We start from the raw sequence: 13253 nt of genomic DNA, 5'->3' as shown, positions 1-13253 counted from the left end.
TCTCAAGCACGGACATGAAGGAGACGGGCTCCGTTGGCGAACACCTGCTGCCAGACTAGAACCTGCACGGAACGGCGCAGACCGGTTGGCCAGAACGGATCGTCGCGCACCAGTTGATCAACCGCGCCGCGCGACTCGGCCTCGACCAGCCAGAGACCGCCCGCCGGCATGCCTTCACTCTGTCGAAGCGGACCAGCCGCCTTGATCATCGATGCGTTTCGTTCGAGGAAGTCGAGGTGGTCCCGCATGTACCGGCTGCGCACCTCGTCTGCGCACGCGTCATCGTCTTCAAATAGCACCGCGAACAGCATTGCTGCACCTCCTTTCTGGTAGATGCGTTGAGCTTAGTGCGGCATGATGGCAGCCTCAAGCCGAAAAACTGCTGGTTCAACCTGCAAAAATGCCTGCTCTCGACTGGAACGATCTGCGGTACGTACTCGCTGTAGCCCGCGAGGGCTCCTACGCGAAGGCGGGGCGTAGCCTGAAAATCGACGCCACGACGGTCGCGCGTCGGGTGCGCACTATCGAATCGGCGCTAGGCGCTCGATTGTTCGAACGAATGACGGACGGTCAGATGCGGCCGACCGAAGCCGGCGAGGTTGTCGTGACGCGGGCGGAACGGGTCGAGTCGCAGATTGCCGGTTTAAACGCAGCCGTCAGCGGGGCTGATGCTGCGGTTAGCGGTTCGGTGCGAGTGACCTCGGTGCCGATCCTGGTCAACCGGGTTCTGATACCCGCATTGCCCGTGCTGCTCGCACGGTGTCCTGGTCTGCGAATCGAGTTGATCGCGGACGCGCATGATCTGAATTTGTCGCGGCGCGACGCGGACGTTGCAGTGCGTCTTGCGAGGCCAGGCGAAGAGGTCGGTAATCGGGTATTTGCCCGGCGCATCGGCTTGCTGAGGTATGCCGTGTATGCACATGAGTCGCGCAAGGACGACTCGCACGAACTTCCCTGGGTGACCTATGAAGATGCGATGGCGCATATTCCGCAGGCGAAGTGGATCGACGATGCCGCGGCAGGTGGCACTGGCTTCGCGGCGGTTGCGGTCAACGACGCAGAACCTCTCTTGCAATGTGTCCGCGCGGGGCTTGGACGCTCGCTGCTGCCATGTATCGTCGCGGATCACGTGTCGGGCATTGCGCGTGTCGAGGCTGATGGCGATTCGCTGCTCGAGCGCGAAATCTGGACGTTGACGCATCCTGATGTGCGGCACTTGGCACGTGTATCAGCGGTGCTCGAGTGGATCGAGGCTACGTTGGCGGGGGACGCGTATCGGCCATGAGAGGCCGTTGAGCGATGTGGGTTAGTGTCGGTGAGGGCGGTTGGAGGGCAACCGCCCTGGCGTTCCTGAAGCGGGATTACTGCGGCTGCGTACCGTGCTTAAACGATTCCAGCTCGCTAGAGAATCGCTGCGTGCGCACGCCGTTGCTGTTGTAGTACTCCTCGACGGATTTAACCCAGCGGCCAATCTCGGGCACGTACCAGAATGCCTTATAGATACGGCCGGTGGTCTCGACCGGGGTCGCCCTGCGGGTCTGCATCAAAACCGTGGTACCCGCCTGCGTGGCGACGGTTCCAGTCGTCGCGGACTGCATCGGTGCGGTCTGCGCGGTCCAGTCGCCTTCAGCCTCGATCTTGATCGCGTCGAATTTTCCTGCAGGCACTTCCACGGATTCCGGGCCGACAACCTTGAAGCGCGCATCGAACGATTCCGATGCGTGCTTCACGTTCGGGTGCGCTTCGGTGTACTTCACCTCCCACGTTTTGCCGACCGAGAGCGGAAACGACAATGGCTGATTGACCACCGTCTCGGTTCCGTTCACGTTACGCGAGCGGCTCCAGTCGGCACCTGCGATTGCTTCGTTAGCCGGCTGGGTCGTGCCGGCCTGCTTCGCTTCGTAGTAGAGATGGTCGGACGTTGTACGTAACAACACGATTTCGTCATGCGTTTGACGCCAACCGTTGGGAGCGGTCTCGACCGTTTCGACATAGTTCCAGGTGTCGCCAGAGCTGAGCTTCGGAGCCGGTAGGGATTCCGCATGCACCAGCGTCGAAACGGTCAACGAAATCAGTAGCAGGAGAGTTCTTTTCGTTTTCATGGGTTTTGGTTCTTATCGTATTGGTCTGCCCGATGATTCTAGTCACCCAAGCTTTCGGCAAGCATTCGTTGTTCGGCACGCCACGCTTCGCAGCACTAGGCCGTTCCAGTAATCCAGACAGCATGCGTGGTTTGGTACCATTCACGCTTTTCAAGGTGGGCTGAGACTAGCGTGAGTCGCCAATTTGTATCGTCCGTACGTGAATCCTGCCGCAAATGGGGTGGCCGGCTTGCACGGCTCGCGGTGACCTGCTTCCATGTCCTGGCCGGCCTGATCAGCTTCATCGCAAGCCTGCTCCAGCCTTTACTGGCGGCTGCGCTTTACCATCTGCGGCATCCGACGCGCCGCGGCATTCTGCTGACGCTCGCCACGCCGCCGGCCCTGCTCCTGCTCTACGTGGTCGTGCTGATTCCGTTCACGCCTAGCATCAGCGATATCCGCAAAGCCCGGGTCGATCAACCCGCGCAAATTCTTTCGGCCGACGGCAAGCTGCTCGCCGAATTCAAGCCGTCGAACCGCGAATGGGTCACCCTGTCCGAGATCTCGCCGCATATGGTCGATGCGCTGATCTCGACCGAGGACCACCGGTTCTATCAGCACCACGGTATCGACTTGCGACGTACCGGTTCAGCGGCGCTGCACACATTTGGCGGCGATCGCCAGGGCGGCTCGACGATCACCCAGCAACTCGCACGCAATCTCTATCCCGACGAGATCGGCCGCGCGCCGACGCTGACGCGCAAGGTGAAAGAGGCGATCACCGCGCTGAAAATCGAGGCCACCTACAGCAAGGACCAGATTCTCGAAACGTATCTGAACACGGTGCCGTTTCTCTACAACGCGTACGGCGTCGAAATGGCCGCACGGACGTACTTCGGCAAATCGGCCGATCAACTGGACATTCTGGAAAGCGCCACGCTGACCGGCATGCTGAAGGGCAACAGCTATTACAACCCGGTGCTGAACCCGGAGCGCGCGCTGGAGCGCCGCAATACGGTGCTCGCGCAGATGGTCAAGTATGGCCGGCTGTCGCCTGCGGCCTATGACACGCTCAAGCGCAAGCCGCTGCGCGTCGATTTCGAACGGCAGGTCGAGCCGCCGGGACCCGCGCCGCACTTCGCGCAGCAATTGCGTAAATGGCTGATCTCGTGGGCGGATCGCAACGACTACAACATTTACTCAGATGGGCTAATCGTTCACACGACCATCGATTCGCGCCTGCAGTCGATGGCGACCGCGGCGGTTTCGCTGCAAGGCAATGCGCTGCAATCGGTGGCGAACTCGGCCTGGAGCGGACGCACCGGCTGTGCGCCGGGTAACGATCTGTTCAAGACGTTCATCCGCGAGACGCCGGATTACCGGACGGCGCGCGCCGCCGGTCAGAGCGACGAGGATGCGCTCCAGCATCTCAGCGCCGACCGGACGTTTGTGCGCACCCTTTGCCACGACAAGACCGAAGTGCAGGCCGGTTTCCTCGCCATCGATCCGCGCAACGGCCAGATCAAGGCGTGGGTGGGCAGCCGCGATTTCGCAGACGAGCCGTTCGATCATGTGCAGCAGTCGCGGCGTCAGCCGGGTTCGACTTTCAAGCCGTTTGTGTATGGCGCGGCATTCGCAGACGGCGACAAGCCGACCGACACTTTCGTCGATCAACCGGTCGAGATTGCGCTCAAGGGCGGGGAAATCTGGCGTCCTAACGATGACGCGCCGCCGAGCGGTAAACCGATGACGCTGCGCGATGCGCTGGCCTATTCGCGCAACCGCATCACTGCGCAGTTGATGGAGGAGGTCGGTCCAGACAAGGTGGTGCGGCTCGCGCGTGCCATGGGCGTGCGCGACAGTACGCTCGATGCGGTGCCGTCGCTCGCATTGGGCACGAGCCCGGTGACGATCAAGGAGATGGTGTCGGCCTACAGCACGATCGCGAACGACGGCGAGTATCTCGAACCGCGCATGGTGACGAGCATCGAGGATCACGACGGCAACGTGCTGGCGCAGTTCGAACCGGCCTCGCCGGAGCGTGCGTTGCCGGCTGCGGCGGACAGAACGCTGATCGATGTCATGCGTGATGTCGTCAATCGCGGCACCGGTGCGGGCATCCGTTCGCGTTTCGGCATCCGTGCGGATGTGGCAGGTAAGACGGGTACGACGCAGGACAATGCGGACGGCTGGTTCATCCTGATGCATCCGCAACTGGTGGCGGGTGCATGGGTCGGCTTCGATGACGGGCGTGTCACGCTGGGCAGCAGCTATTGGGGCGAAGGCGCGCACACCGCGTTGCCGATCGTCGGAGATTTTTATCAGCGCGCGCTGCGTGCCCGCTTGATCGATTCACGGGTCCGCTTTGCGACCGAAGTACAGCCGAGCCTGTTCGAGCAGTTCCGCGACAAACTGCGTGCGTGGGTGGCCTATCTAAGCGGTTCGAAGCCGCAGAAACCGGCGCCTGCCCAACCTGTTCGTCACGCACCGCCTAAACCGGCTGCATCGGTGGCGTCGTCTGCATCGACTGCTGCATCCGGCGTGGCCCCGACTCCCGCGTCCGCGCCGCGCGAACTGCCGCCGTTGCTCGGAGCGTCGGGCGTGGCGGCATCGAGCCCGGTGGCTGCGTCGAGTGCTGGCGCGAACGGGCTGGCTGCACCGGCGATATCACAGCCCGCATCAGCCGGAGAGCCCGCTGGGGTGCCGCAGGGCAATGGCGGATTCCCAGCGGAGGGGCCGAGTTCGACACCCACGCCAACGCCGGACGCGCCGGAACCGGCGTCGGGCGTGAACGGGCCGTGAGCGAAGCGATGATTGTCTACGCGACGTGCGCAGCGAAGCCGACCTGATCCGGGGCAATATCAGGTCGCAACGTGCACGAGGGGATGTCGTATTCGCCCGCGTTTTGCTGACGAAACGCTATCGGCTTCGTGTTCCAGAGATCGTCGAGACGTTGTCCGAGTTCGTCGCACGTTTTCGAGAATCTCGCTTCGTCCATGCGGCTTGTCCGATAGAGCAGGAACGGCGGTAAGACGTCGAAGCCGGGGTAGTACAGGATGCCGTGCTGAATCGGGAACAGCACGTCTTCGATTGGCCCGTTGATACCCCGGGCGCCATAGTGCGCCTCCCAACCGCCGGCGGTGACGATCAACATCGCCCGCTTTCCCTTCATCGAACCTTCCCCGTAGCGGTCGCCCCAGCGTGAGTCGCTGTGCTCTCCGACCCCGTACGCGAAGCCATACGCGTAGACCCGTTCCACCCAGCCTTTCAGGATCGCGGGCATCGAGAACCACCAGAGGGGAAACTGCAGGATCACGGCATCCGCCCACTCTAACTTGTCCTGCTCAAGGGTGATGTCCTGGGTTTGCAGGCCGTTTTCGAAAGCGTGTCTCGATTCATGGGATGGATCGAACCGCGCACCGGCCTCGCGGTCGAGACTGTCGTTTTCGTCGAGCGATGCTTTCCACTTCATGGCGTACAGGTCCGAGACTTGTACCGTATGCCCCGCATCCTCAAGGCGTTTGACGGAGAAATCCTTGAGCGAACCGTTCAACGATTTGGGTTCGGGATGGGCATACACGATTAGAACGTTCATGGCTGTGCCTCCATAGCTAAGAGACAGCAGCATAGGTTCCGCTCAGGTATATTGGAAATGAATATCCAATATAAAAGGTATTGCCATGATTAATCTCAGACGGCTGGACCTCAACCTGCTGGTCACGCTGGATGTTCTGCTCTCGGAACATAACGTGACACGTGCAGCGGAACGGCTGAATTTTTCGCAACCGTCGGTCAGCGTCCATCTCGCCAAGCTAAGGGATATCTTTGGCGACCCGCTGCTGTTGCCGGGGCCACGGGGAATGCGGCCCACCGCGCGGGCCGAAGCATTGCGCGAACCTTTACGGCAAGCCCTTGAAGCGCTGGAACGTACGGTTTCACCCGAGCGCCCCTTCGATCCATCCACGGCGACGCATACCTGGCGCGTCGCCGCGGCCGACTACGGCGAATCGACGATCCTCTTGCCGGTGTTGGCCGGCCTGCGCTCGGCCGCGCCCGCCACCCGGCTGGCCGTCGTCGAAATCGCGCCGGCTCGCATTGCGCGGCAAGCAGAACAGGGGGAGATCGATCTGGCGTTCCATACCAGCGAGGGGGCGCCGGAGGGATTGCATCGACGGGTGCTGTTTGCGGAGCGGTACGTGCTGGCGGGCCGTGCCGGTCACCCGCGCCTGAAGCGGCGCCCCACGCTCGCGCAATTCTGCGCACTTGATCATGTAATCGTGTCGCAGGACGGCGCAGGGTTTCGTGGCGTCACGGACGAAGTGCTTGGGGAAGCTGGCCTGTCTCGCCGCGTGGTGCTTTCGGTGCCCCACTTCCTGTTCATGATGTCGGTTCTGGCGAGCACCGACCTTGTTGCGATGCTGCCGTCGCGGCTGGTTCGCGACACGCCTGCGTTGCGCGTGGTCGAGGCGCCTGTCGAGGTGCCGGGCTACGAGATGGCGATGCTCTGGCATGAGCGTTCCCATCGCGACCCCGCGCATCGATGGTTGCGCGAGTTCATTGCAGATTCAGTATGAGCGGCGCCATAGCCTCGGCACGCTCCGACGCTCGGCCAATTTCCCCGCATGCGATGCGGAAGATGGCGCTGCTACTATCTCTGCCAACCCAAATAAACCGCCCTGTAAAGTAGGCGGGCACTAGCCTTGCGTGACAGCCGGGCGCCGAAACCTGTCGCGAGGAATTTCCGCAATTGCCGCGATCTCGATCATCAACTCAGGGCGATACAGGCGCTCGACCTGAACCGTGGTCGTGACGGGATACGGCGCGACAAAAAACGCTTTTCGAATCTCCGAAGCGCCCATGAACGCTTCGATATCCGTCGTGTAGTGAACGAGCGAGAGCACGTCGGCCATTTGCCCTCCCATGGCCGCCAGGACAGCGCGAATATTTTCCAGCGTCTGGCGTGTCTGTGCCCGCATGTCGTTATAGCCGATAACCTGGCCTTCTCGATCGAGCGATACCTGACCTTTCAGGTGAACGATTTGACCGTCGCCCTGGATGACGGCCATCGAGAACGCGCCGAATGGCGGCCAGACTTCGGGCGGGTTGAATGCGTCTGCCATGGTCGAACTCCAGTGATGGAATGCTCAAACGGATTATGCGCCAGCATAGTGCTGGCTTTCGCCGATTCCGTGAAATCGCATGAGCGGCGAGCTGATCGCACGCAATGACACCATCAAGGCACGTTCAGTACTTCGACGCCTTTGTCGCTGAAATAAGCGAGTCCCGCTCCGAGCATCGCGTATTCGCTTTTCATGACCGGCATATCGTGCGGCGCGGCGTCGCGCAGAGCAGCGATGTATTTGGGCGTGAAGATGCGATTCCAGTTATCGACAAGCTGCTTCGGCGACTTGATCAGTTCGTGGTGCGTGGGCGTCCAGTTCACCCGCAACGGGTAGTCGACATAACGGGCCGCCGTCTTGGCGTCGCCTTTTAGTGCGGCAAAGTAGAACCCTTGGGCCCGCGCCTCGAAGGCTTGATCCGTTTCGCTGGTAATTGCACCGTATTGCGGACCAGCCGGAAGTTCGGTGGACGACCGGTCGCCTCCGCCGCTTAGCTTCACCGGCAACGTTTTGCTGCCATCGGTCCACGTGCCTTCGAGACCGACGCTGTTGGGGAAATCAAGCGGTGCGTTGCCGTTCGATCCATTCCCTACGAAGTGCAGATTGAAGGTGCCGTTTGCCTCCTTCAAGGTCAGGTTGCTGCCCGATTGCGTGCCGTTGAGCGTGATGTCTTTCAGATGCCGGTAGTAGAAATAATGCGCCCGCGTGACCGTGTTGCCATCCAGCGCCAGTGTCATACCGACTTTCGCGTCGCCAACCGTGCCATCATAGCTCGCTTGTGCGAAGCGACCGGCCTGTGCAAACACCGCTTGCGGCGCGCCGATCACTGCGCTCAGCAGTAAAGCCAGTACCGCGATGATCCGTGGCTGGATCAAATCGCTTAGCCGCAATTTATTCAGGATTGCCAGCGTTTTCATGTTCACTCCGTTAAGGTTGACGCGCCACCCGCTCACGAGCCGGTCGGCGCGGAGGACTTCGGGCAGATTGGCGGGCGGTTTGAACCGCCGACAGATGCAGTTTGTCCGCGCCGGAGTGAATGGTAAATCTGATTAAGCACGATTCAGATACACATAAATTGGCTTAATTTACAAAATGAGGTGCCGTGCAGTCTCAGACTTCGTTATCGGGTTTGCGCAACAGATAGGTGTCCATGATCCAGCCATGGGTGCGGCGTGCTTCCGCCCGAACGCGCTCTATCTCGTCCATGACGTCGCGCAATTTTCCTGAGATCAGAATCTCGTCGGGCGTGCCGACGTAGGCACCCCAGTAGATATCCAGATCCTCATCGGCGAGTTTGCGGAAGGTGTTTTGCGAGTCGAGCATGACGACGACGCTGTCGACGTTACTCGGAAAACCATCCGCGATGCCGCGGCCATTGGTGATCTCGACCGGGCGCCCGATCAGATTGAGCGGAACCTTGTGCCGGGCGGCCAACGCCTGGACACTACTGATGCCCGGAATGACGTCATAAGTGAACCCGACGTTGCCGCCTTGTGCAATGGCCTCCAGGATGCGGATCGTGCTGTCGTACAGAGACGGATCGCCCCACACGAGAAACGCGCCGCACTCGCCGTCGCGCAGTTCATCGGCAATCAGACTCTCGAAGATCGCCTGCTTGTCGCGGTTCAGGTCGTCCACCGCGGACCGGTAGTCGCCATCGTCACGCCGGCGCTCGGGACTTGTCGTCTCCACGATGCGATAGTCGTGGTGCGTGATAAAACGCTCGATGATCTCCTTGCGCAGGGCGACCAGTTTTTCTTTGGCGACGCCTTTGTCCATGACAAAGAACACGTCGGCCTGGTTGAGCGCGTTGATCGCCTGAACCGTCATGTAATCGGGGTTTCCGGCGCCGATACCGATAATCAGAATTTTTTTCATCGCACGGACTCCGGCAGAGTGGACTCGTATAAAAGGATGACGGGCGGCTGCTTGCGCTCGACTATGCGCGGCGGCCGCCCGGGCAGAAGTTTACTAAAGCGGAGCCGAGAGCGCTTTAGCGGCTGACTTCCATCTCGTCAAAGCGCTTGACGCGATAGATCAGCACCGAGACGATCCAACTCACCACGAAGATGCCGATGATGATGTAGCCGAGGGTGCCGAAATTGTCGTTGAGCGTGCCGATCGCGTCCCATACCGGACCTTGCAGCTTCAGTTTGTCGGCGAGCAAGCCAAGCGCTTCGATGCCGCCAATCGCCACCGCCACGAGCACCGAGACCAGCGTAATGGTCATGTTGTAGTAAATCTTGCGGATCGGCTTAAGGTACGCCCAGCCATAGGCGCCGAGCATCAGGTGGCCGTCCAGCGTGTCGATCAGAGACATGCCAGCGCTGAACAACACCGGGAACACCATGATGGCCCACGGTGAGAGTCCGCGCGACGCCTGGGTTGCCGCGATGCCGAGCAAGCCGATTTCAGTTGCTGTATCGAATCCCAGACCGAACAGAAACCCGAGCGGGTACATGTGCCAGCTTTGGGTGACGACGCGGAACAGCGGGCGGAAGATGCGGGCGAGGAAGCCGCGGTCGGCGAGCAGCAGATCGAAATCATCGTCCACATAGACGCCGCCATTGCGGATATTGCGCCACGCCTGATAAATCGACCTGAGGATGATCAGGTTCATCAGCGCGATCGCAAACAGGAAGAGTGCAGAGACCAGCGTGCCGATGACGCCGCCGATCACCTTATAGTGATCGAAGCGCGACTGCATGGCGGAGGCCGTAATGGCGATCACTACCGATGCCAGCACGACGACGGTGGAATGCCCGAGCGAGAAGAAGAAACCGACCGTTACGGGGCGCTTCTGTTCCTGCATCAGCTTGCGGGTGACATTGTCGATCGCGGCGATGTGATCGGCGTCCACCGCGTGACGCAGGCCGAAACCATAGGCCAGCATGGCAGTCCCGAGCAGGACGGAGTGATCGCGAAATGCCACCACGGCCCAGATCCAGGCAATCACATTGATTGCAATCAGCACGCCGTAGATGCCGAAGAGCTTGCTACGGATCTTGGTGCTCGAGTCGCTAAATACCTGTACGAGTTGGGAAATCATCAGACTGTTCCTTGGGATTACGCGTCCCGTGTGAAGTGGAAACGAAGACGAATAGAGGTCTGACTCCCGGTCTGGAAGCCGCAAAGCTTACAAACTGGATACAGTGGCGCGACCGCGACGGATTCTCACCGGCTTCTCTGTTCGCCCTAAGTTGGCAATGCCAGCAGCGCTTATACACCGGGGCTAGCGTTGTGTCGATTGTGTCGAATTTCTGGCGGGGCGGTGGCGGACGATCTGCGTTCCGCTGTCCTTAGGGACTATGGGGGAGGAGAGCTATAGCGTGAGCTATTGCAATGCGCGGTGATCGCCTCGTGGGGATGCCCGCGCGATTTCGACTCGGTGCCGACGACGGCACCGCCGAACAGTGATATTCGAGCGCGCCCGTCTTTGACGAGCGCATGTCCTGCCGATGCTTAAACCTGGACGACGTTTGGAATCGCCACATCCGGATTGACGTCGGCATCGTAATCCACGCCGTCGATCTCGAAGCCGAAGAGGCGCAAGAATTCCGTCTTGTAACCGGCAAAGTCGCTCAATGCGTAGAGGTTGTCGCTGGTGACCTGATTCCAGAGCTGTTGCACCTCGCTTTGCACCTCGGGGTCGAGCTCCTTGTAATCGGCCCGCAGACGGCCTTCCTCGTCGAGGTGCGGCGCCGTGCCGTACAGGCTGTCCTTGTAGAGTCCGTAGACCTGTTCGATGCAGCCTTCGTGCGTGCCCTTTTCCTTCATGACCTTGAACAACAGCGACAGGTACAGCGGCATCATCGGGATGGCTGAGCTTGCCTGGGTGACGACCGCTTTCAGCACCGAGACGCGCGCATCGCCACCGGTCCGGGCCAGCTTCTCGCGAATGCCGAGCACCTTCTGGTCGAGATCCTTCTTCGCGGCGCCGATCGAGCCGTTCCAGTAGATGTCGTGGGTGATCTTTTCGCCGAGATAGGTGAAGGCGGTCGTCTTCGCGCCATCGGCCAGAACGTTCGCGTCCTGCAGTGCGTCGATCCACATCTGCCAGTCTTCGCCGCCCATCACCGCTACTGTGTTGTCGATTTCGGCTTGCGTCGCGGGTTCGAGAACGGTTTCCCGGACGATTTCCTTGTCGGTATCGATACCGCGCAGCGTGACGGCCTTGCCGATGGGCTTGAGCGTCGAGTTGAACACTTCGCCCGTGCGAGGATGCGTGCGTCGTGGCGATGCAAGGCTATAGACGACCAGATCCACCTGGCCCAGATCGCGCTTGATGATATCGATGGTTTGCTGCTTTACCGCGTCGGAAAAAGCGTCACCGTTGATGCCCTTCGCGTACAGGCCCTTGGCTGTGGCGAGTTTTTCGAAAGCGGCGGTGTTGTACCAGCCTGCGGTGCCGGGTTTGCTATCGCTGCCGGCACGCTCGAAAAACACGCCGAGCGTATCGGCGCCGCAACCGAATGCGGCGGTGATGCGGGCGGCCAGCCCATAGCCGGTGGACGCACCGATCACGAGTACACGCTTCGGACCGTTGGCGATAGGCCCGCTGGCGGTGACGTAGTCGATTTGCTCCCTGACGTTGGCTTCGCAGCCGTCGGGATGGGTAGTCACGCAGATAAAGCCGCGCACGCGGGGTTTGATGATCATGAAGAGCTCTAGATGGGAGGTGTCGAGACGGTTCAGGGGAAGCTGGGGAATCCGGGTATTGTAAACGCGGCTACTGTCCGGAAGCTTGCAGGGCGGGAAGGGTGGACGGGGTGACGCGAGCGCACTCTAAGCCGCTACACCGGGCATGGACCAAGGGCGCCAAGCCGAGGTCAAGCTATTGGTGCAACACGTATTGACCCGTTTGCCGTTATCGATCAGGAGCATGCTTCATGCAAAAGCGCTTCGTTGTGGCGCAGGAGGATCGCCCCGGCGATGCCTGGCTGGCACGTTTTCACGCCGGTCGTGAGGACGCTGAACGCTGGTACAGGGGCAGTGACAGGACCACACCGCCGAGCGCTTCTGAATGTCGAGCGGCATTGTCGCGTCACATGCCCGAACTGTTGCCGCACTACGACCGCGTCTGTGCCTTGGTGGGCGACGATGAACTTGCTCACAGCGTACTAAGCCACTATCGTCCCGCGCCGGACGTGATGGGCTGCAGTCAGGCCGTCTGGCTCGGCGAGGGTGGCCCTGCGTTGATCCGTAACATGGACTTCCCGCTCGACTCGATCACCGATCGCTTTGAACTGACCGCGTGGTCGGGGCGGCGCGTGATCGCGAAAGCGCAGCGCCCGTGGGGCGGTTGTCTTGACGGCATGAATGAGGACGGGCTGGTTGCCAGTCTCACTGCGGGAGGCGGGCGCTCGCAGGGACTGGGGTTCTCTGTGATTCTGATGCTGCGCTATGTGCTCGAAACGTGTAGTTGCGTGGACGAGGCAGCCGCAGCGCTCAGTCGCATCCCGATTGCCCTTTCGCAGAACGTGACACTGCTGGACCGCACGGGAGCATACGCGACCTTGTTCCTCGGTCCGGAGCGCGCGCCCGCTGTGTCGCGATTGCCGGCCTGCACGAACCATCAAGAGGTATCGCCCGAGCCGGGGGCTGGCAGTAGCAGCGCCGAGAGGCTGAGGTGTTTGCTGACGGCTTTGGACGAGCCGGCCATGACACTGGATGAGTTAACAGCGTGTTTTCTCGAACCACCGCTTTATTCACGGCGTGTGGGTTTCACCACTGCTTACACGGCGGTTTATCGACCTGCTGAGGGTCGGGTGGACTATCTCTGGCCCGGTAAGACCTGGTGCCAACGATTTGACCAGTTCGCTCCCGGAGACTATCCGCATGACTTCGGCGATCTTGAGGAATAGCCCACTTATTCGTTGCGCATGATCTCGAAGTTCATCGCGCGCAATCGTTTGCGCGCCGACGATATAAACAGGTTAGTTATATTTCAGAGAAACAAGTAAATACAATACCTCAATAGAAAGTATCTAGAAATATAAAGTAAAACAAAAGAAAGAAAAAACTTACAACAAATTCCTAAAGATATCTTCAG

The 13253-nt window shown here is 60.5% G+C and carries 12 protein-coding genes; 4 read left to right on the top strand and 8 right to left on the bottom strand.

The features are described 5' to 3' along the window. Positions 1-2: 2 nt before the first annotated feature. Entirely contained in the window at positions 3-311 is a 309-nt protein-coding gene (locus tag AC1ECK_RS23385; RefSeq protein ID WP_480323223.1) for a YciI family protein, read from the bottom strand. 89 nt (positions 312-400) lie between these two features. Here AC1ECK_RS23385 and AC1ECK_RS23380 point away from each other — a divergent pair, with 89 nt between their 5' ends. Continuing rightward, positions 401-1285, top strand: coding sequence for a LysR family transcriptional regulator (locus AC1ECK_RS23380; protein WP_480323221.1), 885 nt, complete (start codon positions 401-403; stop codon positions 1283-1285). Between the two features lie 76 nt (positions 1286-1361). On the opposite strand, the gene AC1ECK_RS23375 is transcribed toward AC1ECK_RS23380, so the two are convergent. Continuing rightward, positions 1362-2102 carry a hypothetical protein gene (locus AC1ECK_RS23375; RefSeq protein WP_480323219.1) on the bottom strand — a complete coding sequence of 247 codons (741 nt, stop codon included), beginning with the start codon at positions 2100-2102 and terminating at the stop codon, positions 1362-1364. Positions 2103-2363: 261 nt separating this feature from the next. Between AC1ECK_RS23375 and AC1ECK_RS23370 the strand changes: the two genes are divergently transcribed. Continuing rightward, on the top strand, positions 2364-4883 hold the full coding sequence (locus AC1ECK_RS23370) for a penicillin-binding protein 1A (protein WP_480323442.1): 2520 nt from the start codon (positions 2364-2366) through the stop codon (positions 4881-4883). A gap of 16 nt (positions 4884-4899) precedes the next feature. Here AC1ECK_RS23370 and AC1ECK_RS23365 read toward each other — a convergent pair whose 3' ends face one another. Next, a complete protein-coding gene (locus tag AC1ECK_RS23365) occupies positions 4900-5676 on the bottom strand; it encodes an NAD(P)H-dependent oxidoreductase (RefSeq protein ID WP_480323217.1) in 777 nt (258 codons plus the stop codon). Between the two features lie 85 nt (positions 5677-5761). Here AC1ECK_RS23365 and AC1ECK_RS23360 point away from each other — a divergent pair, with 85 nt between their 5' ends. Further along, positions 5762-6655 (top strand): LysR family transcriptional regulator, encoded by an 894-nt coding sequence (locus tag AC1ECK_RS23360; RefSeq protein ID WP_480323215.1) that lies wholly within the window; start codon positions 5762-5764, stop codon positions 6653-6655. A 120-nt stretch (positions 6656-6775) separates the two neighbouring features. Here the strand turns inward: AC1ECK_RS23360 and AC1ECK_RS23355 are convergent, their stop codons facing one another. From AC1ECK_RS23355 to fabV, 5 genes are all read right to left on the bottom strand, one after another. Beyond that, on the bottom strand, positions 6776-7201 hold the full coding sequence (locus AC1ECK_RS23355) for a RidA family protein (RefSeq protein WP_480323213.1): 426 nt from the start codon (positions 7199-7201) through the stop codon (positions 6776-6778). A gap of 113 nt (positions 7202-7314) precedes the next feature. Further along, positions 7315-8118, bottom strand: a complete 804-nt coding sequence (locus AC1ECK_RS23350) for a hypothetical protein (protein WP_480323211.1) — start codon at positions 8116-8118, stop codon at positions 7315-7317. A 193-nt stretch (positions 8119-8311) separates the two neighbouring features. Next, complete coding sequence (gene cobF, locus AC1ECK_RS23345) at positions 8312-9079, bottom strand: precorrin-6A synthase (deacetylating) (protein WP_480323209.1); 768 nt, start codon at positions 9077-9079, stop codon at positions 8312-8314. 115 nt (positions 9080-9194) lie between these two features. After that, entirely contained in the window at positions 9195-10250 is a 1056-nt protein-coding gene (locus tag AC1ECK_RS23340) for a HoxN/HupN/NixA family nickel/cobalt transporter (protein WP_480323207.1), read from the bottom strand. A gap of 413 nt (positions 10251-10663) precedes the next feature. Further along, a complete protein-coding gene (gene fabV, locus AC1ECK_RS23335) occupies positions 10664-11860 on the bottom strand; it encodes an enoyl-ACP reductase FabV (RefSeq protein WP_480323205.1) in 1197 nt (398 codons plus the stop codon). A 230-nt stretch (positions 11861-12090) separates the two neighbouring features. On the opposite strand from fabV, the gene AC1ECK_RS23330 reads away from it, so the two are divergent. Further along, complete coding sequence (locus AC1ECK_RS23330; RefSeq protein ID WP_480323203.1) at positions 12091-13065, top strand: C45 family autoproteolytic acyltransferase/hydolase; 975 nt, start codon at positions 12091-12093, stop codon at positions 13063-13065. Positions 13066-13253 lie beyond the last annotated feature (188 nt).

It is taken from the genome of Paraburkholderia sp. SSBN10T, assembly GCF_056619545.1.
This window is presented reverse-complemented; position numbering and strand designations above follow the sequence as displayed.

What these genes read in the sequence shown, in the direction of transcription:
- AC1ECK_RS23385 (WP_480323223.1), bottom strand. Translation starts at nt 311, where the DNA reads ATGCTGTTCGCGGTGCTATTTGAAGACGATGACGCGTGCGCAGACGAG.
- AC1ECK_RS23380 (WP_480323221.1), top strand. Translation starts at nt 401, where the DNA reads ATGCCTGCTCTCGACTGGAACGATCTGCGGTACGTACTCGCTGTAGCC.
- AC1ECK_RS23375 (WP_480323219.1), bottom strand. Translation starts at nt 2,102, where the DNA reads ATGAAAACGAAAAGAACTCTCCTGCTACTGATTTCGTTGACCGTTTCG.
- AC1ECK_RS23365 (WP_480323217.1), bottom strand. Translation starts at nt 5,676, where the DNA reads ATGAACGTTCTAATCGTGTATGCCCATCCCGAACCCAAATCGTTGAAC.
- AC1ECK_RS23360 (WP_480323215.1), top strand. Translation starts at nt 5,762, where the DNA reads ATGATTAATCTCAGACGGCTGGACCTCAACCTGCTGGTCACGCTGGAT.
- AC1ECK_RS23355 (WP_480323213.1), bottom strand. Translation starts at nt 7,201, where the DNA reads ATGGCAGACGCATTCAACCCGCCCGAAGTCTGGCCGCCATTCGGCGCG.
- AC1ECK_RS23350 (WP_480323211.1), bottom strand. Translation starts at nt 8,118, where the DNA reads ATGAAAACGCTGGCAATCCTGAATAAATTGCGGCTAAGCGATTTGATC.
- cobF (WP_480323209.1), bottom strand. Translation starts at nt 9,079, where the DNA reads ATGAAAAAAATTCTGATTATCGGTATCGGCGCCGGAAACCCCGATTAC.
- AC1ECK_RS23340 (WP_480323207.1), bottom strand. Translation starts at nt 10,250, where the DNA reads ATGATTTCCCAACTCGTACAGGTATTTAGCGACTCGAGCACCAAGATC.
- fabV (WP_480323205.1), bottom strand. Translation starts at nt 11,860, where the DNA reads ATGATCATCAAACCCCGCGTGCGCGGCTTTATCTGCGTGACTACCCAT.
- AC1ECK_RS23330 (WP_480323203.1), top strand. Translation starts at nt 12,091, where the DNA reads ATGCAAAAGCGCTTCGTTGTGGCGCAGGAGGATCGCCCCGGCGATGCC.